Source organism: Kitasatospora misakiensis (genome assembly GCF_042656005.1).
Lineage (GTDB): Bacteria > Actinomycetota > Actinomycetes > Streptomycetales > Streptomycetaceae > Kitasatospora > Kitasatospora misakiensis.
Genome location: NZ_JBHSOF010000015.1, coordinates 57,171 through 77,344, shown reverse-complemented (window position 1 = coordinate 77,344; position 20,174 = coordinate 57,171). Strand labels below are relative to the sequence as shown.

Annotated in this window: 15 protein-coding genes; 5 read left to right on the top strand and 10 right to left on the bottom strand. The window is 75.4% G+C overall.

The annotated features are described in order from the left end of the window. Positions 1 to 95: 95 nt before the first annotated feature. The 8 genes from ACFP3U_RS14370 to cspE all read right to left on the bottom strand — a co-directional run bounded on the left by ACFP3U_RS14370 (position 96) and on the right by cspE (position 8,642). Complete coding sequence (locus ACFP3U_RS14370) at positions 96 to 1,238, bottom strand: NUDIX hydrolase (RefSeq protein ID WP_380225868.1); 1,143 nt, start codon at positions 1,236 to 1,238, stop codon at positions 96 to 98. An 841-nt stretch (positions 1,239 to 2,079) separates the two neighbouring features. After that, positions 2,080 to 2,925 carry an SGNH/GDSL hydrolase family protein gene (locus ACFP3U_RS14365; protein ID WP_380225867.1) on the bottom strand — a complete coding sequence of 282 codons (846 nt, stop codon included), beginning with the start codon at positions 2,923 to 2,925 and terminating at the stop codon, positions 2,080 to 2,082. Between the two features lie 240 nt (positions 2,926 to 3,165). Further along, positions 3,166 to 4,314, bottom strand: a complete 1,149-nt coding sequence (locus ACFP3U_RS14360) for a glycosyltransferase (protein ID WP_380225866.1) — start codon at positions 4,312 to 4,314, stop codon at positions 3,166 to 3,168. Further along, positions 4,311 to 5,558: a glycosyltransferase family 4 protein gene (locus tag ACFP3U_RS14355; protein ID WP_380225865.1), complete on the bottom strand. Its 1,248-nt coding sequence runs from the start codon at positions 5,556 to 5,558 to the stop codon at positions 4,311 to 4,313. Before ACFP3U_RS14355 ends, ACFP3U_RS14360 begins: the two co-directional genes overlap by 4 nt. A gap of 121 nt (positions 5,559 to 5,679) precedes the next feature. Next, the gene (locus ACFP3U_RS14350; protein WP_380225864.1) at positions 5,680 to 5,871 is read right to left on the bottom strand and encodes a YegP family protein; all 192 of its coding nucleotides are present in this window, start codon (positions 5,869 to 5,871) and stop codon (positions 5,680 to 5,682) included. Positions 5,872 to 5,982: 111 nt separating this feature from the next. Next, positions 5,983 to 6,429, bottom strand: coding sequence for a nitroreductase family deazaflavin-dependent oxidoreductase (locus ACFP3U_RS14345; RefSeq protein ID WP_380225863.1), 447 nt, complete (start codon positions 6,427 to 6,429; stop codon positions 5,983 to 5,985). Between the two features lie 120 nt (positions 6,430 to 6,549). Further along, a complete protein-coding gene (locus ACFP3U_RS14340; protein WP_380225862.1) occupies positions 6,550 to 8,295 on the bottom strand; it encodes an RICIN domain-containing protein in 1,746 nt (581 codons plus the stop codon). Positions 8,296 to 8,438: 143 nt separating this feature from the next. Further along, complete coding sequence (gene cspE, locus ACFP3U_RS14335) at positions 8,439 to 8,642, bottom strand: transcription antiterminator/RNA stability regulator CspE (protein ID WP_465261963.1); 204 nt, start codon at positions 8,640 to 8,642, stop codon at positions 8,439 to 8,441. A 236-nt stretch (positions 8,643 to 8,878) separates the two neighbouring features. Here cspE and ACFP3U_RS14330 point away from each other — a divergent pair, with 236 nt between their 5' ends. Together ACFP3U_RS14330 and ACFP3U_RS14325 are read left to right on the top strand one after the other, a co-directional pair. Beyond that, positions 8,879 to 12,052: a DEAD/DEAH box helicase gene (locus ACFP3U_RS14330; protein WP_380225860.1), complete on the top strand. Its 3,174-nt coding sequence runs from the start codon at positions 8,879 to 8,881 to the stop codon at positions 12,050 to 12,052. Between the two features lie 4 nt (positions 12,053 to 12,056). Continuing rightward, positions 12,057 to 12,269 carry a hypothetical protein gene (locus ACFP3U_RS14325; RefSeq protein WP_380225859.1) on the top strand — a complete coding sequence of 71 codons (213 nt, stop codon included), beginning with the start codon at positions 12,057 to 12,059 and terminating at the stop codon, positions 12,267 to 12,269. A gap of 97 nt (positions 12,270 to 12,366) precedes the next feature. On the opposite strand, the gene ACFP3U_RS14320 is transcribed toward ACFP3U_RS14325, so the two are convergent. Beyond that, positions 12,367 to 14,463: an MMPL family transporter gene (locus ACFP3U_RS14320; RefSeq protein WP_380225858.1), complete on the bottom strand. Its 2,097-nt coding sequence runs from the start codon at positions 14,461 to 14,463 to the stop codon at positions 12,367 to 12,369. 320 nt (positions 14,464 to 14,783) lie between these two features. Here ACFP3U_RS14320 and ACFP3U_RS14315 point away from each other — a divergent pair, with 320 nt between their 5' ends. Further along, positions 14,784 to 16,202, top strand: a complete 1,419-nt coding sequence (locus ACFP3U_RS14315; protein WP_380225857.1) for a lamin tail domain-containing protein — start codon at positions 14,784 to 14,786, stop codon at positions 16,200 to 16,202. Here ACFP3U_RS14315 and ACFP3U_RS14310 read toward each other — a convergent pair. Then, positions 16,192 to 17,253 carry a deoxyribonuclease IV gene (locus tag ACFP3U_RS14310; protein ID WP_380225856.1) on the bottom strand — a complete coding sequence of 354 codons (1,062 nt, stop codon included), beginning with the start codon at positions 17,251 to 17,253 and terminating at the stop codon, positions 16,192 to 16,194. The two genes, ACFP3U_RS14315 and ACFP3U_RS14310, sit on opposite strands and share 11 nt — an antisense overlap. A 181-nt stretch (positions 17,254 to 17,434) precedes the next feature. Between ACFP3U_RS14310 and ACFP3U_RS14305 the strand changes: the two genes are divergently transcribed. Together ACFP3U_RS14305 and ACFP3U_RS14300 are read left to right on the top strand one after the other, a co-directional pair. Further along, positions 17,435 to 18,733, top strand: coding sequence for a cytochrome P450 family protein (locus ACFP3U_RS14305; protein WP_380225855.1), 1,299 nt, complete (start codon positions 17,435 to 17,437; stop codon positions 18,731 to 18,733). A gap of 322 nt (positions 18,734 to 19,055) precedes the next feature. Further along, positions 19,056 to 20,144 (top strand): right-handed parallel beta-helix repeat-containing protein, encoded by a 1,089-nt coding sequence (locus ACFP3U_RS14300; RefSeq protein ID WP_380225854.1) that lies wholly within the window; start codon positions 19,056 to 19,058, stop codon positions 20,142 to 20,144. Positions 20,145 to 20,174 lie beyond the last annotated feature (30 nt).

Genomic DNA, 20,174 nt, shown 5'->3' with positions numbered 1-20,174 from the left:
GGACCGGCGGGACGCCGCCTGTCCCACCGGCCGGGAGCCGGCCCGGACGGCCGTCGCGAACGGCCGTCGCGGAGGGCCGTCGCGGAGGGCAGGGCTCAGCCGGCCGGGTACCCGCCGACCAGTTCGGCCGGGCCGCCCGGCCGGTTCCGCGCCGCCAGCGCGGCCGCTGTCCGGGACCAGGACGCGGGCGTCAGCAGCGCCCGCGCCTCCGCCGGTTCGCAGAGCCGCCACTCGACCAGTTCCTCCGGGGGCAGCACGATCGACGCGAGCTGCTCCTCGTCCACCGTGCCCCCGTCGAACAGGTACACCAGCAAGGCGGTGTTCCGGACCGCCGTCGGATCGGCCGCCCGGCCGGGCAGCCAGTCCAGCGCCAGCAGCCGCCCCGGCTCGCAGGACCAGCCCAGCTCCTCCCGGACCTCCCGGCGGGCCGCCGCTCGGGGCAGTTCCCGGTCCGCCTCGATGCCGCCGCCCGGCAGGGTCCAGTACGGCACCTCTCCGCCCGGAAGGTCCCACGGCCGCTGCCGCACCAGCAGGACGCGGCCCGCGCGGTCCGTGAACACCGTCCGCGCCTTGGCCCGGATCCGCGGCCGACTGGCGATGTAGGCGTCCCGCTCCAGGAGCGGCGGCCCGTCGGGGGCGGGGCCTCCGGCCGCCGACGGCCACCAGGCGGAGAGCTCGGACAGCCCCGCCGCGCCGGTGTACACGGGAACCGGCCCGGGGGCCGGCACATCGCCGGCCGGCCCGACCGGCAGGCCGTCCTCCAGCTCCAGCGGGCCGGCCGAGCGGGGTGCCCGCAGACAGGCCGTCACCCGCCGGGAGAGCCGGGGCGGCAGCGCACGGCTCGCCTGTTCCGGTGTCAGCCAGGCCCAGCCGCCCACCTCGGCACGGTCCGGCGTGAACGCCGCGGCCTGCTCCGGTGTCAGCGGATCGGCCCAGTAGAGGTGGGCGGCGATCGGCGGGCGGTGGTCGTCCAGGGTCCAGTCGAGGCAGGCCAGCGGCCCCAATCGGGGCGTGAAGCCCAACTCCTCCTCGATCTCGCGCAACGCCGTCCGCCGCGGCGAACCGTCCTCCGGGTCCCAACCCCCGCCCGGCACCGCCACCGGGTGCTTCCGGTCGTACGGCAACCGGACCACCAGAACCCGCCCCCGCTCGTCCGGAAACAGCACCCCGGCCGCCGCCAACAACTCCCGCCCCGAGCCCTCCGCCACCATCTGCGCCCCCTTCGTCCAGTCGGTCATGAGTCACGACACGCTGATGCGGTGCCCCGGTTCCAGGCACCCGTTCGCCCGCCCGTCGGCCGGGTCGCCCGGGTGTGGCTCGCCGGGCTGCCACCGCTGCTCGCGGAGTTGCCGGAGCGCCGGGACTGCGCACCCGCCGTGCCGGTCAGGCACGGCGGGTGTCGCGATGCTCCTCCCCACGCGGACGGCCGACGGGGCGTGATGCGGCCCTTCCGCGCCGCAGTACCGACGACTGCTGCGCGATGCTGCGGAAGCGGGCGTCGACGGACAGCCTCGCCGATCACCCGGACGTCGACGAGGCGGTGGCTCTGGCAGGCCGGCTCGCCGTCCCGGCTGCCCGGCCGCGCGACTGCGCCGGGACGCGGCACGGTTGCCGGACTCGCTCCCGTGTCGGGTGATCGCGGCTGCCGTCGCGGCCACTCGCGAGCCCGACCGCGACCAACCGGACGCCCTCGTCCACGGCGGCCCGCAGCACGTCGGGAACGTGCTGCGGGCCGAACGCGAACCCTGGCCGGCCATCGACCCCGAGGGACACGCGGGTGACCCGGCCTACGACGCGACCACGGTCCTGCGCAGCCGCCACGAGACCTTGCTCGCAGCCGACGACCTCGGCGCATCGGCGGCTCGACCTCCTCGCCGTGGTCGCCGAGGCTGGCCGACGGCGTGTCCGCCGTCGGGGTGCAGGCCCGCGTGCCGGGGCTGCGTCCGCGGTGAGCTGGGCTGGTCGGGCGGGATGGCGGACGGGCTCGCCGAGTCGCTGAGCCGTGGATGTGAGCGCCCGACGGGCGGTGCGGAGCAGGAAGTCGACGTCGTCGACTTCCTGCTCCGGGTGTGCGTGGCGTCAGGCCGGCTCCTCCCTGGTGGGGTGGGGGAGGGTGGCGAGGGCGGTGGTGGTTGCCCGGGTCATTCGGCGGTCGTGGTGGTCGGTGGTGCCGCGCAGGTGGGCGTAGCCCTCGACGGCGGCGAGGGCGAGCAGGCCCGGGAGCAGGTCGGTGCTGCGGTCGGCGACCCAGCGGGTGCCCCGGGTGGCCATCCACCAGAGGTCGGCCAGGGTGCCGGGCGGGGGCTCGGTCGGTTGCGGGACGGGTGCCGGGCCGAGCGGGCGGCCGGCGGTGGCGAGGAGGTCGTGGAACCCGCGGGCGATCAGGTGGTGGCCCTCGGCGCTCGGGTGCAGCCGGTCGACGCTGAGCAGGTGCCGCTCCGCCGTCCAGGGCAGTTCGGCGAGGTGCAGGTGGACGGCCCGGTGGCGGACGGAGAGGGCGTGCACCACCGTGTTCACCGCGCGCATCCGTCGGGCGAGCGGGCGGGCGAGCGGCCGGGGCAGGCGGAGCAGGGCGCCCGGGTCGGGCAGACAGGCGGTCAGCACCAGGGCGCCGCTGTCGGTGAGCCGACCGAGGACGGTGTCGAGCGCCAGGGTGGTGTGCTCCACATTGAAGCCGGACCGCAGGGTGTCGTTGCCGCCGGCCACCACAGCGGCGAACTGCGGCCGCAGCGCGAGGGCCGACGGCAGTTGCTCCGTGGTCAGGTCGGTGGCGAGCGCGCCGCTGCGCGCCAGGTTGGTGAACTCGACCCCGGTCTGCGGCGGGGCCAGCGACCGGGCGAGCAGGGCCGCCCAGCCGCGCCATCCGTCGGCGATCGGATCGCCGATGCCCTCGGTGAGCGAGTCGCCGAGGGCCACGAACCGCACGGGTCCGCCGGTCCTTCGCCCGTCCGGGCGGTTCGCTCCCTGTGCGGCACCCGGTACGGTGCCGCCTCCGTCGTCCACCGCCGCGATCGTGTTCATCGCACCTCCCACACCCGTTCCCACACCCATTCCCGGACCCTCCGGCCCGGCCGTTCCTTCCGCTGTCCCGCCGTCGTCCGTCCACCGGAGTGGGAAGTCGGCGGGATCGACTTCCCACTCCGTCGCGCCGCGCCGCCGACCGCCTCAGCGGGCCGTGACCGGCGCCGCGCCGTGGGCGGCGAGGAAGGCGGCCACCGCCGCCGGCCAGCCGTACCGTTCGGCCTGGGCGCGGGCGGCGGCGCGGCGGGCCGGCTCGGGGCGCGCGAGGAGTTCGCGCACCGCTTCCGCGAACCCCGCGCCGGTCGGTTCGGCGGCCACGCCGGCCGTGCCGACCAACTCGGGCAGCGCCGATCCGCGGTGGACCGCGACCGGGGTGCCGCAGGCGAGCGCCTCCAGCGCGGCCAGGCCGAAGGTCTCCACCGGGCCCGGCGCGAGCACCACGTCGGCGCAGCCGAGCAGGTCGGCGACGGCGGCCCGCCCGGCCAGGTGGCCGAGGAAGTGCACGGGCAGTCGCCGCCGCGCGGCCGTCGCGGCCAGTCGGGACCGCAGCGGCCCGGTGCCGGCCACCGCCAGGACGGCCCCGAGCCCGGCGGACCGGAGCGCGTCCAGGGTGTCGAGCGCGAGCTCGGGGCGTTTCTCGGGGGAGAGCCGGGAGCAGAGCACCAGCAGCACCTCCTGCGGCGTCGCGTACCGGGCGCGCTCCGCCGCCCGCGCGCCGTCCTCCGGTGGACGCAGGGTGGCGAGGTCCACGCCGAGCGGCGCGCGCGTCAGGTTCCGCACGCCCAGGCGGCGGAACTCGGCGGCGGCCCAGTCGGTCGTGCAGATCACCGTGTCGTAGGACCGGGCGGTGCGGCCGTTGAGCCGGTTCGCCGCCGCCCCGGCGACCGGGCCGGGCAGGCCCCAGGTGCGCAGCAGCCCCACGGCGCTCTCGTGCGAGACCATCGCGGCGCGCACGCCATGCCGCCGAGCCCAGGCGCCGGTCCAGCGCAGGGTGGTGCGGTCGGAGACCTCCAGCCGGTCGGGGGCGAGCCGTTCCAGTTCGGCGGCCACCGCCCGGCGGTCAGTGAGCAGCCGGTAGCCGCCGCTGCCGGGGAGCACGGGGCCGGGCAGGGTGACGACCAGCCCCTGCTCGTCCTCCTCGACGGTGCGGCGCTCGCCGGGCACGAGGAGCACGGGGGTGTGTCCGGCGGCGCGGTAGCCCGCGCCGAGGTGGCGCAGGGCGGTCCGCAGCCCGCCGGAGACGGGGGTGACGAAGTTGGCCACCCGGACGATCCGGAGCGGGCCGGTGGTCATGCGGGCAGTTCCTCCGTCAGCGGGGCGACCGGTCCGACCGCCGAACCCTCGGCCGCCGGTGCCGCCGCCTCCCTGCCCAGCACGTCCGCGACCGGCACCCCGCGGTGCTCCGCCAGCACCTCGGCGTAGTGCCGCAGCAGCAGGTCCCCGACCGCCTCCCAGGTGCGGGCCGTCACCTCGGCCCGCCCGGCGCGCCCGTACGCGGCCCGCAGCTCCGCGTCCCCGGCCAGGGCGGTCACCGCCCGGGCCACCGCCGCGCCGTCGCGGGGCGGCACGAGCAGGCCGGTGCGGTGGTGCGCCACCAGGTCGAGCGGGCCCCCGGCGGCCGGGCCGACCACCGCGACACCGCTGGCCATCGCCTCCTGGATGGTCTGGCAGAAGGTCTCCAGCGGCCCGGTGTGCACGAACACGTCCAGGGTCGCGAAGCACCGGGCCAACTCCTCGCCGGTGCGCCGACCGAGGAAGACCGCGCCCGGCATGGCGGCCTTCAGCCCGGGCGCGGACGGCCCGTCGCCGATGACCACCACCCGGACGCCGGGCAGCCGCGCGGTCTCGGCCAGCAGGTCCACCCGCTTCTCCGGCGCGAGCCGCCCGACGTACCCGACCAGCACCTCGCCGCCGGGGGCGAGCGCCCGGTGCAGCGCCTCGTCGCGGTGGCGCGGGTGGAAGCGCGCCGAGTCCACGCCGCGCGGCCAGAGCTGGACCCGGCCGACCCCGTGCGCGGTGAGGTCCTGGGCGGCGGGGGTGGACGGCGCGAGGGTCCGGGCGGCGAGGCCGTGGACGGTGCGGATCCGGTGCCAGGCGGCGGCCTCGCCGAGCCCGCGCCCGGCCCGGTAGGCGTGCGCGTACCCGGCGAGGTCGGTCTGGTAGACGGCGACGATCGGCAGGCCCAGCCGGGCGGCGACCTGCGCGCCGCGTGCGCCGAGCACGAACGGGCTGGCCAGGTGGACGAGGTCGGGCCGGTGGCCCTCGATCGCGGCGGCGAGCTGACGGCTCGGCAGCGCGATCCGGACCTGCGGGTAGCCCGGCAGCGGGACGGAGGGGACGCGCACCACCGGCAGCTCGTCCGGCACCCCGCCGGCGCCGAAGGTGTGCGAGGGGCTCTGCGCGCCGCGCGCGGGGGCCGGTGTGACGACGAGGGGCTGGTGTCCCCGGCGGAGCAGGTGCTCGGCGGTCCGCAGCACGCTGTGGGCGACGCCGTTGACCTCGGGAGGGAAGGACTCGGTGACGATGACGACACGCATGACCTTGTTCTGTCCGGGTCCGGCGTGCAGGCGGCCAAAGGGATCTTTCGTACAAACGAACGCGGGTCGGCGAATTGTCCACCGACCCGCGTCCCGCCCTCGAAGGGGCGCCACCGAGGGGCTAGGAAACCCCGGCGGCCGCCTCCTTCAGCTCCGCGTAGGGCGCGAGCTTGCGGATCGACTCGATGCTCTTGAGGCAGTCGTCCCGGTTCTCCTGCGGGTCGCCCGTCACCACGATCGTTCCGTTGCTCGCCTTGAGCCGGAACCGGTGCATGCCGCTCTCATCGGTGTACAGCTCGAACTTGCCGGCCATGGAGTGTTCGCCTTTCCTTCGGTGACCCCCTCGCAACGCAACGTAGGAGCAATCACCCGGGCCTGCCCGTCGGGCGATGCGTTCGGGTGCACCCCCCCGGGGTCCCGGCTCCTACCCGCCCACGGGCTCCAGCACGAAGACGGGGATCACCCGGTCGGTCTTCTCCTGGTACTCGGCGTACGGCGGGAACGCGGCGACCGCGCGCGCCCACCACTCGGCCTTCTCCTCCCCGGCGAGCTCGCGGGCCGTCATGTCCTGGCGGACCGGACCGTCCTGGAGCTCCACGAGCGGGTCGGCCTTGACGTTGAAGTACCAGACCGGGTGCTCCGGGAAGCCGCCCTTCGAGGCCACGGCCGCGTACCGCCCCTCGTGCTCCACCCGCATCAGCGGGATCTTGCGGATCTTGCCGCTCTTCACGCCGCGCGTCGTGAGGATGATGACGGGCAGGCCCGTGTCCCAGAGCGTCAACCCCTCCGTACCGCCCGAACTCTCGTACAACTCGACCTGATCGCGCACCCACTGCGCCGGACTCGGCTCGTACTCGCCCTCAAGAGGCATCGCGCTCACCCCATCGTCAAGTCACGTCATGAAGTGCGGTGCCCGACAGGGGGTCGGAAGCACCTCCCAGCCGGGGAAGCATATCGGGACCGGTGGCCGTTCGGCGGTCCCACCGGGCGTTCAGACCAGGGGGTCGAGGCGGAACTTCTGGTGGTCGGCGTTGGCCCACTCCTGCTGGCGCACCGGCGCCCCGTTGCGCGCGCCGTCGGTGCCCACGGCGATCTGCAGGACCCGGCCGCTGTGCCGCGCCACCAGGCGGTACCAGCCGTCACCGACCGGCTCGGGGCGCCACTGCTGGTGGACGCCGCCGTCCCACTCCCACTGCCGCACGGCGGCACCGTTGTCGGTGCTGGCGTCGCCGACCTCCAGGACCTTGCCGCTGTGCCGGGCGGTGATGCGGTAGAAGCCCTCCTCCACCGGCTCCAGGGTGAAACGCTGGTGGTCCGCGTCGCGGCGCTCCCACTGCTGCGCCCTGGCTCCGTCGGCGAGCCCATCGGTGCCGCTTCCGGTGACCTCGACGAGCTTGCCGCTGTGCCGGGCGACGAGGCCGGCCTGCGAGGGGATCGCGGCGCTGGCCGCGTCGTCCCAGGTGATGTCGTCGCCGTCGATGTAGATGCCCCAGAACGGCACGTAGTAGAAGTACTTGTAGGTGCTGAGGCCGATCGGGTACCAGACGAAGGTGAACTGCCTGCCCCGCGTGTAGTGGCCCTGCACCACCTCGGTGGTCTCCGGCAGCCGCTCGCCGGGCTGGAACTTGCTGCTGTAGGTGTTCGCGACCATCTCGCCGGTCTGGACGTGGTGGAAGTAGGCGGGCGTGATCCTCTTGATCACGCCGACTGTGCGGGCGGGCCGCTCGGGCGCCGGACTCCGGTACCGGGTTGCCGCGCCCGCCACCACGGCGGCGCCCCCGATGCCTTCGGTCTCGACCTGCTGGTACCCCCACCGGCCTTCGCCCGCGGGGGTGGCGACGACGAACCCTCCTGGAGTGGCCACGCACAGCGCACCGTCGGGGCCGACCGTCATCGCCCTCATCTCCGCCGCCGACTCCTTCCCTTCCGGAGCCAGGGGGAAGTCTCCGAGCCTCTCCAGGGTCCGGGCGGCCAGGACGACACCCTCGAAGCCGACGCCACGGCGTACGACGGCGTAGACGCGCTGCCCGGCCCTGTCCGGGCACACCAGCTCGGTGTACCCGCTCCCTCGGGCCGTGACCGTCAAGGTGGCGGTGTCGACCACGGCCAGGGAGTCCTTGCGGTCTCGGCTGGAGGTGTACAGGAGCGATCCGTCCTCGCTCAGTGCGACGCTGACGTCGGGAAGCACCCCGACCTCCAGCCCGGCCAGCTCGACGGTGGCGGCCACCGTCCCGTCGGCCAGGTTCAGCACCTTCACCCTGGGGGCGCCCTCGGAGCTTCCCGCGTACAGCCGCGTGCCGTCCGACGAGACCGCGACGCCCGCGTACACGTCGGCACTCTCCAGCCGGCGCAGCACGGTGTTGGTGGTGGTGTCGATCTCGACGACGCCGCCGCTGCCGACCGCGACGTAGAGCCGCTCCCGCCGGTGGTCGACGACTGCGTCCCACACCGAGTCGTTCAGGATCGGCCCCGGCTCGGAGTCGTCGGCCCACACCTCGGTGAGGGTCTGCGTGTCCACGAGGTGGAGGCCGTCGTCCAGTCCCGCGTACAGGTGGGTGCCCCGGGAGTTCGCGCACAGGATGCCCCGCCCCATGCTGCTCCCGACCGCCAGCTCGCCGGCCATCGTGCCCAGCACCTCGCCCGACTCCGGAGAGACCGCCGACACGGCCCAGTACCCCCTCCGCTCCGCGTCCGCCTCGTGCAGGGCGTAGTAGTGGTACGTCCGCAGATCCGTCACGACAGCATTCCTCCCTGGCCGGGCACACGGTGTGCCCGGCGCAGCCGCGAGCGTAAGGAGCAACGGGAGCTACCGGAGGAGGTTCCGGGAAACCGGGTGGTGACGGGCCGCCGGGTAGGTAGGGTCACCAGGTGCGGTGCCGGTCAGATGGCGGTGACGTTGACGGCGGAGGGGCCCTTCTGGCCGTCCTGGATCTCGAACTGGACGTTCTGGCCCTCGGCGAGGGTCTTGAAGCCATTGCCCTGGATCGCCGAGAAGTGGACGAAGACGTCCTTGCTGCCGTCAGCGGGGGTGATGAAGCCGAACCCCTTGCTCTCGTTGAACCACTTGACCTGGCCCTGAATGATCGCCGACATCCGCATCCCCTTGATCGAGTTCCGATGCCCGGCCCTGAAGCGGCCGGGACTCCTTCGTCGTGCCCACGGAGTGGATCAGTCAACCGTGGAATCACGCCAACCTGTTCCAGCCACGGCACAGACCCCCGCCGGGGCCCGCCATCGGAGCGGTCGGGCTGTTCGAGGAGCCACCCCCTAGGGTGGGAAGCCCGTCGTCCGGTCCGTCCCGTGGAGAGGTGCCGCCCCCGATGTACGCCCTGCACGCGCTCTGGCGCGCCGACGGCCGGCTCGCCGTCTGGGTGGAGGACGCGGCGGTCTACCGGGGGGAGCGGTACGAACCGGGCGAGCGGGCCGGCCGGGGCGGGGCGGCGCACCCGTTCGCCTGTCCGGCCGGGGAGGTGGCGCGGCTGCTGGGGGCGGTCGGGCCGGGGCCCGGCTGGCTGGCGGAGCAGGCCGTCGAGCGGTGGACCGGGCTGCTGCTGCCCAGCCTCGGCGGGCGGCCCGCCCCCTCGCCCGACTTGCCGGTGGGGGCCGTGCCGCGCGGGGTGGGGCTGAGCCCGTGGCGGGTGCCCGCGCTGCTCTTCGACCGCTCGCAGGCCGCCCAGTTGCTGGGCGCGCTGCACGATCCGCACTGGCCGGGCGCGACCGTCCAGCTGCCCGACGGCTCGCCCACCGAGCTGGTGTACGGCGCCTCGGTGCGCTGGCTGGCCGCCGTGCACGACCTGGCGTGGCGGCTGGTCGGGCGGGGGCGGCTGCTGCCGGTGCCGGTCGAGGAGGCGGGGGAGTGGTACGCCCGCTGGCGGCCCGCCCCGGACGCGCCGGCCCGCCGGGAGGCGACCGCGCTCGTCGCCGGCTGCCCGCCGGTCTGCCGCGCCGAGCACCCGGCGACGGCATCCGCGACGGCATCCGCGACGGCGTCCGCCGCCGTGCCCGCGCCGCCGTCGGCCGCCGCGCTGTTCACCGGGCTGCTCGACGCCCTGGTCGACCAGGAGGCCCGGGTCGCGCTGGCCGATCTCGGCCCGCCGGCCGAGCCGTTCCTCGCCGCCCTCCACTCCGCCGACGGCCGGCTCGGCCAGGCCCCGCCCGCCGGGCTGCCCGAACGGCTCGCCGCCTGGCAGGCCGCCCGTCCGGCGGACGGGCCGCTGCGGCTCGACTTCCGGCTCACCGAACCGCTCGGCCACGACGCGGAGCTCCCCGACCCGGGCGAGCCCGACGGCGCCGACTCCTGGCGGCTCGACCTGCTGGTCCGCGCCGTCGACCGCCCCTCCCTGGTCGTCCCCGCCGCCGCGCTGCGGCCCGGCGCCGTCGATCCGGCCCGCGAGGCCCTGGACCGCGTCCTCCCCGCCTCGGCGGGTGACCCGGCGGAGGCCTTCCACGCCGAGCTGGCGCGCGCCGTCCGGGTGGCCCCCGAGCTGCGGGCCCTGCTCACCGGCGCCTTTCCCACCGAGGCCCGGCTCGACCGGGCCGGCGCGCTGCGCTTCCTGCGCGAGGGCGCGCCCGCGCTCACCGCCGCGGGCTTCGGCGTGCTGCTGCCCGCGTGGTGGCAGCGCCGCCCCCGGCTCGGCCTGGTCCTGACGGCGGGCTCCCCCGCCGACGGCACGGCGGCCGTGCGGCGCACCGCGCAGGTCGACCGGGACGCCGTGCTGGCCTTCGAGTGGCGCGTCGCCCTGGGCGAGGTCACGCTCACCGAGCGGGAGCTGGCGGACCTCGCCGCCGCCCAGCAGGGCCTGGTCCGGCTGCGGGGCCGCTGGGTCGAGGTCGACCAGGCCCAACTCGCCGCCGCCGTACGGTTCCTGGCCGAGCATGGCAGCGGCACCATGGCGCCCGTCGAGCTGCTGCGGCTGGCCGTGGATGACGGCGCGGCGGTGGACGGGCTGCCGGTCACCGCCGTGCACGCCACCGGGCCGATCGGTGACCTGCTGGCCGGTCGGCCGGGCCCGGCGGACCGCGTCCCGGAGCTGCCCGAGGGCTTCACCGGCACCCTCCGCCCGTACCAGCGACGGGGGTTGGCCTGGCTGGACGCGCTCGGCCGGCTCGGCCTGGGCGCCGTCCTGGCCGACGACATGGGCCTCGGCAAGACGGTGCAGACCCTCGCCCTGCTCGCCCTGGAGCGGGAACGCGGGGCGCGCGGCCCGGTCCTGCTGGTCTGCCCGATGTCGCTGGTCGGCAACTGGCGCCGGGAGGCCGCCGTGTTCGCGCCGGGCCTGCGGGTGCACGTCCACCACGGCCCCGACCGCACCGCGCCCGGAGCGGCGGACCACGAGGCTCATGACGCGCACGAGGACCTCGCGGACCTGGTGATCACCACCTACGGCGTGGTCCAACGCGACGTCGCCGCGCTGCGGCGCGTCCACTGGCGGCGGATCGTCGCCGACGAGGCGCAGCACCTCAAGAACCGGGCGGCCCGGCAGTCCCGGGCCCTGCGCTCGCTGCGCTCCGGCCCGCGGATCGCGCTCACCGGCACCCCGGTGGAGAACCGGCTGGCCGATCTGCACGCCGTCCTGGACTTCGCCAACCCGGGGCTGTTCGGCAGCGCGGAGTCGTTCCGGGAGCGGTTCGCCAACCCCGTCGAGCAGACCGGCAGCGTGGACGCGGCGGCCCGGCTGCGGCGGGTCACCGGACCGTTCCTGCTGCGCCGCCGCAAGAGCGACCCGCTGATCGTCCAGGACCTGCCCGCCAAGCAGGAGTTCACCGTCCACTGCTCGCTGACCGCCGAACAGGCCGGGCTCTACCGGGCGGTGGTGGCCGACCTGCTGGAGCGGCTGGCCGGGCTGCGCGGCGTCGAGCGCAAGGGCGCGGTGCTGGCGGCGATCGGCCGGCTCAAGCAGGTCTGCAACCATCCGGCCCAACTGCTGCACGACGGCACGGCGGTGGCGGGCCGCTCGGGCAAGGTGGAGCGGCTGGTCGAGCTGCTGGCGGAGGCGCTGGCGGAGGGGGACCGGGCGCTGGTCTTCACCCAGTACGCCGAGTTCGGCACGATGCTCCGCCCCTATCTGCGGCGGAAGTTGGGCGAGGAGGTGCTCTACCTGCACGGCGGGGTGCCGCGCGGGAAGCGGGACGCCATGGTCGAGCGGTTCCAGTCGCCGGACGGGCCGCGGGTGTTCCTGCTGTCGCTGAAGGCGGGCGGCACCGGGCTCAATCTGACGGCCGCCAACCAGGTCGTCCACCTGGACCGCTGGTGGAACCCGGCGGTCGAGGACCAGGCCACCGACCGGGCGCACCGGATCGGGCAGCGCCGCGACGTGCAGGTGCGGCGGCTGGTCTGCGCGGGCACGGTCGAGGAGCGGATCGACGAACTGCTCGCCGCCAAGCGCGTCCTGGCCGAGGCGGCGGTCGGCGGCGGCGAGCAGTGGCTGGCCGAACTGCCCACCGAGCGGCTGCGCGAGCTGCTCACCCTGTCCGCCGACCCGATCGGAGCGTGACCTCGTGGACCGTGACCTCGTGGACCGTGCGGAACGACCGCTCGCCGAACTGCTCGACGTCTTCTGGCGCGGCAGCGTGCCCGCCCCCGCCGACCGGCCGGAGGGCGAAGCACCCACCGCCCTCGACGAGTTGGGCCCGTCCGGCATCACGGTGCGGGGCCGCCCGCTGGACGCCGGGCTGGCCGCCGCCTACCGGCGGTTCACCGGGGCCGGCTGACCCCGGCGGACCGCCGGGCGACGCGAAGGGTCTCAGCCCGCGGCGGGGCCACGCTCGTCCAGACGGCGAACGACAACCACATGAACTCGTCGGCAACCTAAAGCTGTCTGGCCAACTCCTCCCTGGACGGCGGAACTTGTCCGGACAACGGGCTCGGCCACCACATATGCCGGTCCAGGTCCATGGTCAGCGCGGTCACCAGGACGGAGCGCACCACCAGGGTGTCCAGCAGCACGCCGAGGGCCACCGCGAAGCCGATCTCGGCGAACCCGACCACTGGCAGGGTGCCCAGGACGGCGAAGGTGCTGGCCAGGATCAGACCGGCCGAGGTGATGACGCCGCCGGTCGCGGCCAGCCCGGCCACCGCCCCCGGCCGGGTGCCGTGCTGGGCGGCCTCCTCGCGCACCCGGGTCATCAGGAAGATGTTGTAGTCGATCCCCAGCGCCACCAGGAAGACGAAGACGAACAGCGGGAAGGCGTTGTCCTGCCCCTCGAAGTGGAAGACGTGCTCGAAGAAGAACGCGCTGATGCCCAGCGCCGCCGCATAGGAGAGGACGACGGTGGCGATCAGCACCAGCGGCGCGGTGACCGCGCGCAGCAGCAGCGCCAGGATCACCAGCACCACGCCCAGCACCAGCGGGATGATCGTCCGGTTGTCCGAGGTCGCGGCCCGGCCCGCGTCCAGGATCACCGCCGTCGAACCGCCCACCTGGGCATCGGCGTTCGGCACGGCGTGCACGGCGGTCCGCAGCCGGTCCACGGTGTCCTCGGCGGCCTGACTGTCCGGCGGATCGGTGAGCGTCGCCTGGAACAGCGCCCGCCCGTCGTGGACCACCGGATCCGTGGTGCTCGCCACCCCGGGCGTCGCCCGGGTCGCCTCGCGGACCACGCCGGCCTCGCCGCCCGCGGAGATGACGGTCAGCGGCGCGCCCGTACCGGCCGGGAAGTGCGCCGCCAGCGCCTGCTGGCCGACCACCGAGTCCGGCTTCCCGGTGAAGGTGCCGGCCGTGCTCAGCCCGGTCGCGTTCAGCGAGACCAGCCCGACGCAGCAGGCCGCGAGGGCCAGCGCGGTGCCGATCCAGACCTTGCGAGGCCGCTGCCCGATCCACCCGCCGACATGCGCCCAGCGCCCGGTCTTCGTCGGTTCGGGTGTGCCGTAGGCGGGCTTCACCGGCCAGAACACCCAGCGTCCGAGGATCACCAGCAGCGCGGGCAGCAGGGTCAGCATCGCGACCAGCGCCACCAGTACGCCGATCGCGCAGACCGGGCCGAGGCCGCTGGTCGAGTTCATCTCGGCGACCAGCAGGCAGAGCATCGAGGCGACCACGGTCGCGGAGGAGGCGAGGATCGCCGGACCGGCCCGGTGCAGGGCGAAGGCCATCGCCTCGTGCCGGTCCTCGTGCCGGCGCAGTTCCTCGCGATAGCGGGCGGTGAGCAGCAGGGCGTAGTCCGTCCCCGCGCCGAGCACCAGCACGATGAGGATGCCGGCGCTCTGCGCGTTGACGGTCAGCCCGGCGTGGTCGGCCAGCAGGTAGATCACCGCCTGGGAGACCACCAGCGCCCCGGCCGCCGAGAACAGCGGCAGGATCCACAGCACCGGGCTGCGGTAGGTGAGCAGCAGCAGCACGATCACCACGCTGACGGTGGCGGCGAGCAGGGTGGAGTCGATCCCGGCGAAGGCCTCCGCCTGGTCGGCGCCGATCCCGGCCGGGCCGGTGACGTGGGTGGTCATGCCGAGGCTGTTCTCGGCGGCGGTGGCGCGCATGCTGTCCACCGCCGGGCGCAGGTCCTGCCAGCCGCCGGTGCCGATGTCCACCGGCACGATGGTCTGCAGGGCCTGGCCGTCCGCGGACTCCACCGGCCCGGTGATCCGGCCGACCACGTGCGGGGTGGCGGCGAAGGCCGCGGCGTCCCGGGCGGCCTCGACCTTGTCGGCGGCCGTGATGCCGCCGTCCCGGACGTAGACCACCACCGCCTGGGCGGTGTCCACGGGTTGGAACGCGCGCTGCTCGTTGAGCACCTGGGTGGACTCGGCGCTGCCGGGCAGCCAACTGGAGGCCTGGTTGTCCTCGGCGTCGGTGAGCTTGCCCGCCAGCGGGCCCGCCACCACGAGCAGCACCAGCCACAGGGCCAGTACCACCCACTTGCTGCGGTGTCCGCAGGGCAGCTCGGCCAGTTTCCGGGTCGGACTCATCGGGGGACCCTCGCTCGTCGGCGTCACGCGTCGGGACCACGCGTCGGGACCACGCGTGGGCATCACTCGTCCCAGCCTCGCACCGGCCGCGTGACCCGGCAGCCCGAGCGCGGCCGACGGCGTACGCACGGCGCGGTGTGCGGGGGCCGCTCCTCCCGGTGGTGCGGGTGGGGCGGGTGCGCGCAGACTGCTGGAAGGGGGTGACCGCGTGCCGTGGTTCGTCCGGCGTTCACACGACGCTCGCCTGCCGGCGTCGCTGCGTTGGCGGGCCACCGGGACCGTGGTGCCGCCCTGTCAGCACTCCCCCCAGGACGGACATCGTGACCGCATCGCGTGCACCGCGTCGGCGCCGGAGCCTCGCCCTCCTCCTCGCCGCCGCCCTCGGCCCCGTGCTGGCCACCGGCGTGTTCGGGGTGTCCCCGGCCGGTGCCGCGCCGGCCGACGACATCCGGATCAACGAGGTGGTGACCACCGGATCCGTCAACGACTCGATCGAGCTCGTCAACAAGGGCACCGCCGCCGTCGACCTCTCCGGCTGGGTCCTGAAGGACGACAACAACGGCTCCCGCTACCAGATCGCGGCCGGCACCACCCTGGCCGCCGGCGCGTTCAAGGCCTTCGACGTCCACAACGCCTTCGGCCTCGGCTCCGCGGACAAGGCCCGGCTGTACCTGCCGAACGGCAGCACCCTGGTCGACAGCTTCACCTGGAGCACCCACTCCGCGCCGTCCTGGTCGCGCTGCCCCGACGGCACCGGCGCCTTCGCCCAGGCCCAGCTCACCCTGGGCGCGGCCAACAGCTGCGGCGCCGGCGGCGGCACCCCGGTGGCGTGGCCCGGCGGCAGCGCCGTCGCCACCGCCGACGCCTCGAACGTCTTCGGGTCCGACCTCAGCGGCCTCTACCAGGAGGGCGGCGTGCTGTGGGGCGCGCAGAACTCCGGCAAGCTCTGGCGTCTGCTGCCCGACGGCTCCGGCGGCTGGACGCCCGACCCGGCCTCCGGCTGGAGCTCCGGCAAGACGCTGCGCTTCCCGGGCGGCACGGGCAGCCCCGACAGCGAGGGCGTGACCGTCACCTCGGCCGGCGCGGCGGGCGGCGTCTTCGTCTCCAGCGAGCGCGACGGCGACGCGTCCGGCACCAGCCGGCTGTCCGTCCTGCGCTACGACGTCGGCGGCACCGGCGGCACGCTGACCGCCGCCAGGGAGTGGAACCTCACCGCCAACCTGCCGTCGGTCGGCTCCAACGCCGGCTTCGAGGGCATCGCCTGGGTCCCGGACGGCGCGCTGACCGCCGCCGGGTTCAGGGACGAGTCGACCGGCGCGGCCTACGACCCGGCCGGGTACGCCGCCCACACCGGCGGGGTGTTCTTCCTCGGCGTCGAGGGCACCGGCAACGTGTACGGCTTCGTCCTCCAGGACAGCGGCTCCTTCACCCGGGTCGCCTCCATCGGCACCGGTCTGGCCGGGGTGATGGAGGTGCAGTGGGAGCCGCAGGCCGCGCGGCTCTGGGTGGTCTGCGACGACACCTGCAACGGTCAGCACCGCACCCTGAAGGTCGACGCGTCCGGCGTGTTCGCCACCACCGCCGTCTACAACCGCCCGACCGGCATGCCGAACCTCAACAACGAGGGCTTCTCGATCGCCGGCGCCACCGAGTGCGCGGGCGGCAGCAAGCCCGTCTACTGGTCCGACGACAGCAACACCGGCGGCCACGCCCTTCGCCGGGGCACCATCAGCTGCTGACCCCGCCCACCGTGGCCGGACGCGGCGAGGTGGGCGAGGTGGCGCGCGCCCGGAGTCCCTTCAGGGTGGCGATGTCGAGGGTGTGGCCGGCGCCCTCGCCGCCGTGCTTGCGGTCCGGGGTCTCGACGATCAGGGGGACGCCGGCCGTGGCGGGGTGCTCGAAGAGCGCGCGGAAGGGCTCGGCGCCGATGTGGCCCGCGCCGATGTTGGCGTGCCGGTCCTTGCGGGCGCCGACGGTGTCCTCGGAGTCGTTGGCGTGGATCAGCCGCAGCCGCCCCGGGCCGGTGGCCGCGACCAGGGCGTCCAGCGTCTCCCGGACGCCGCCCGGCGCCGCCAGGTCGTGGCCGGCCGCGAAGGCGTGGCAGGTGTCCAGGCAGACCCCGACCTTCGGGTGGCCGTCCAGCGCGTCCAGGTAGGCGGCGAGGTCCTCCATCCGCGCGCAGAGCGAGCTGCCTTGGCCGGCCGTGGGCTCCAACAGCAGCCACGGCGCGTCCTCGCCGAGCGCGTCGAGCTCGTCCAGCAGCGGCCGTACGTCCGCCCGCACCTGGGCCATCGCCTCGGCCCGTCGCGAGCCGCCGCCAGGGGCGGAGCCGACCGCCGAACCGGTGTGCAGCACCACGCCGAGCGCGCCGATGGCGTGGCCGCGCCGCAGGGAGTGGCGCAGCGAGTCGGCCGAGCGCTCCCGGGTCGCCGGGTTGTCCGAGCCGAAGTTGATCAGGTACGGCGCGTGTACGTAGGCGGGGATCGCCTCCTCCGCGCAGGCCGCGCGGAACTCCTCGTCCTGGGCCGGGTTGCCGGCCGGCGTCGCCCAGCCGCGCGGGTTCGCGACGAACACCTGCACCGTCTCGGCGCCCACCCGCCGGGCGTACGCCAGACCGGTCCCGGCCAGCCCCCGGGCGGCCACCGGCACATGGGCGCCGACCGGGTTGCGGAGCGTGGCCGCGCGGACCGCGGGGTCGCCGCCGGCCGGGGACGGCTGCCGCGGGCCGGCCCCCGGTGCGGGGATCACGGGGGCGGCGGGGGTCGCGGGCGCGGCGGTGACGGTGCTCATGGTTCCGAGCATGGCACGCGGGCGGTGGCCCTCGTCCGCCCGGGCCCGCGCCCCCGGTCGGACCGTTATTACCCGATCGGGTGAAAAGCGGGAGCCGGGTCGTCCACGGACGGTGCCGGTGCCGTCCGTATCCGTGAGAGCACCGGGACGAGTGCCGGGGCGAGTGCCGAGGGAGGCGCCCATGACCACCACCGAGTCCGCCGGGTCCGTGGAATCCGTCGAGACGGTCGAAACGGTCGAGACGGTCGACCTGCGCGACGCGGAGCTGGTGCGGAATCCGTTCGAGACCTTCGCCCGGATCCGCGAACGGTCCCCGCTCGCCCGGGGCACCGTCCCGGGGGTCGAGCCGTTCTGGATCGTCACCCGCTACGAGGACGTCCGCACCGTCCTCACCGACCCGCGCTTCGTCAACGACGCCGCCAACGTGCCGGGCGGCTGCCCCGCGCACCGCACCGAGCAGGTCTGGCGGGCCCGCGGACTGCCCCCGGAGTGCGCGTCGTACCTGCGCGCGGGGGTGTTCGACGCGGACGGCGCCGAGCACCGGCGGCTGCGCGGCCTGGTGCACCCCTCCTTCACCGCCGGATCGGTCGGCCGGCTGCGGCCCGTGATCGAGCGGATCGCCGAGGAGCGCGTCCGCGCTCTGCGCGACCACGTGGACGAGGACGGCGTGGTCGACCTCGTCGCCCACTTCGCCTACCCGCTGCCGGTCGCCGTCATCTGCGAGCTGCTCGGCATCCCCGAGCCGGACCGGCCGCAGTGGCGCGAGTGGAGCTCCTACCTCGGCCGCGGCGCCGGTCCCGGCCTGGACGACGCCCTGCGCGCGATGGTCGCCGCCGCCCGTGAGCTGATCGAACGTCGCCGCGCCGAGCCGGACGACGGCCTGGTCTCCCAGCTCGCCGCCGCCGAGGGCGGCACCCTCGACCCGGTCGAGACGGTCTCGCTCATCCTCAACCTGATCGTGGCCGGCCACGAGACCACGGCCACCCTGATCGGCAACGGGACGGCCGCCCTGCTCGCCCACCCTGAGCAGCTGGCCCGGCTGCGCGCCGATCCCGGTCTGCTCCCGGCCGCCGTCGACGAGTTGATGCGCTGGTGCGGTCCGACGCTCGGCGCGCTGCCGCGCTACGCCGTCGAGGACGTCCGGCTGGCCGGGCGGCTGATCCGCCGGGGCGAGGCGGTGATGCCGATCCTGGCCGGTGCCAACCACGACCCCCGGGTCTTCGCCGACCCCGGGCGGCTCGACGTGGGCCGGGCCACCGCGCCGCACCACGACGTCCACCTCGGCTTCGGCCACGGCACCCACCGCTGCCTCGGGGCGGTGCTCGCCCACGAGGAGGCGGTGGTGGCGTTCGGCGCGCTGCTGCGCGGCTACCCCGGGCTCGCGCTCGCCGTCCCGCCCGCGGAGGTGCGGCGCGGCCCCAACCCGGTCGCCTGGCACCTGGCGGCCGTGCCGGTCCGGCTGGGGGCACCGGCGAGCTGACGCCCCGCCACCGACCACCCACCACCGGTTCCGCTCTTCCCCGGCGCGCCCGGCCGCACCCCGCGGCCGGGCGCGCCGTCGCGTTCCGGGCCCCGGCGTCGCCCCGCAGGCGGGGGCTTGAAGACGGCCCCTGAGTGACCCGGCCGGCCGACGCTCCGTCAGTCCGGCAGCCCAACCCTGGTGGCGGGGGCACCCACCGGCCCCTAGCGTCGGTTCGGCCGACACCCCACCGGCCGTCACCACCCGCCCACTCCGCGTCATCGTGCCGACGTCCCCGCGAGCGCGCCCCCGCGTCGGCGCGCCAGAAAGCAGGTCACCACTCATGCCCACGCGACGGCTCCATCACCTCGCCGCGGCCACCGCCGCCGCCGCGACCGCCCTGACCACCGTCCTCACCGCCGTCGGCGCCGCGCCCGCCCACGCCGCGGGCGCGATGCACGTGGTCCTGCCGGGCGAATCGATTCAGCAGGCCGTCGACGCGGCGCTGCCCGGCGACACCGTGCAACTGCTCCCCGGCGAGTACCGGGGCAGCGTCCGGATCACCACGCCCGGCCTGACCCTGCGCGGCGCGGGCCGGGCCAGCGTGATCGTCCCCGCCGCCGCGCCCGCCGCCGACGCCGCCGCGGCCTGCGCGGCGGGCGGCCACGGACTCTGCGTGGCCGGCACCGACGCCCGGCCGCTCGCGGACGTCTCCGTCGAGGCGCTCGCCGTCACCGGCTTCCGCAAGAACGGCATCAACGCCACCGGCACCACCGGCCTGACCGTCCGCGCCACCTATGTGCACGACAACGGGCAGCAGGGCATCAGCCAGGAGAAGTCCACCCGGGGCGTGATCACCGCCAACGAGTCCACCCGCAACGGCCAGTCCGGCGTCTTCCTCGCCAACACGGTGGACAGCGAGGGCGGCGCCCTCTCCGCCGACGGCACCGTGGTCAGCGCCAACCTGCTCACCGACAACCGGGTCGGCGTCACCGTCCGCCGGCTGCGCGACCTGAGCGTCGAGAAGAACCGGATCCGCGGCAACTGCGGCGGGGTCTTCGTCGTCGGCGACGAGGGCGTGCCCCGGGCCGGCGCGCTCACCGTCACCCGCAACCAGGTCCTCGCCAACAACCGCTACTGCCCGCCCAACCCCCGGCTCGACCACATCCAGGGCGCCGGGATCGTGCTCACCGGGGCCGAGGAGACCACGGTGACGGAGAACGACGTCCGCGACAACGTGGGCGCCTCGCCGTTCTCCGGCGGCATCGTGCTCGTCCACAGCGTGGTCGGCGTGGCCAACGCCCGCAACACCGTCGCCGACAACCTCGTGCTCGGCAACGGGCCGGCCGACCTCGCCGACCGCGACACCGGCACCGACAACGCCTTCGCCCGCAACCACTGCGCGGTCTCCGAGCCGGCCGGCCACTGCTGACCTGACCTGACCTGACCTGACCTGACCGGA

Coding starts and splice junctions, on each gene's coding strand:
- ACFP3U_RS14305 (WP_380225855.1), top strand. CDS start 17,435: ATGACCACCACCGAGTCCGCCGGGTCCGTGGAATCCGTCGAGACGGTC.
- ACFP3U_RS14330 (WP_380225860.1), top strand. CDS start 8,879: ATGTACGCCCTGCACGCGCTCTGGCGCGCCGACGGCCGGCTCGCCGTC.
- ACFP3U_RS14345 (WP_380225863.1), bottom strand. CDS start 6,429: ATGCCTCTTGAGGGCGAGTACGAGCCGAGTCCGGCGCAGTGGGTGCGC.
- ACFP3U_RS14370 (WP_380225868.1), bottom strand. CDS start 1,238: ATGACCGACTGGACGAAGGGGGCGCAGATGGTGGCGGAGGGCTCGGGG.
- ACFP3U_RS14355 (WP_380225865.1), bottom strand. CDS start 5,558: ATGCGTGTCGTCATCGTCACCGAGTCCTTCCCTCCCGAGGTCAACGGC.
- ACFP3U_RS14350 (WP_380225864.1), bottom strand. CDS start 5,871: ATGGCCGGCAAGTTCGAGCTGTACACCGATGAGAGCGGCATGCACCGG.
- ACFP3U_RS14310 (WP_380225856.1), bottom strand. CDS start 17,253: ATGAGCACCGTCACCGCCGCGCCCGCGACCCCCGCCGCCCCCGTGATC.
- ACFP3U_RS14320 (WP_380225858.1), bottom strand. CDS start 14,463: ATGAGTCCGACCCGGAAACTGGCCGAGCTGCCCTGCGGACACCGCAGC.
- ACFP3U_RS14360 (WP_380225866.1), bottom strand. CDS start 4,314: ATGACCACCGGCCCGCTCCGGATCGTCCGGGTGGCCAACTTCGTCACC.
- ACFP3U_RS14300 (WP_380225854.1), top strand. CDS start 19,056: ATGCCCACGCGACGGCTCCATCACCTCGCCGCGGCCACCGCCGCCGCC.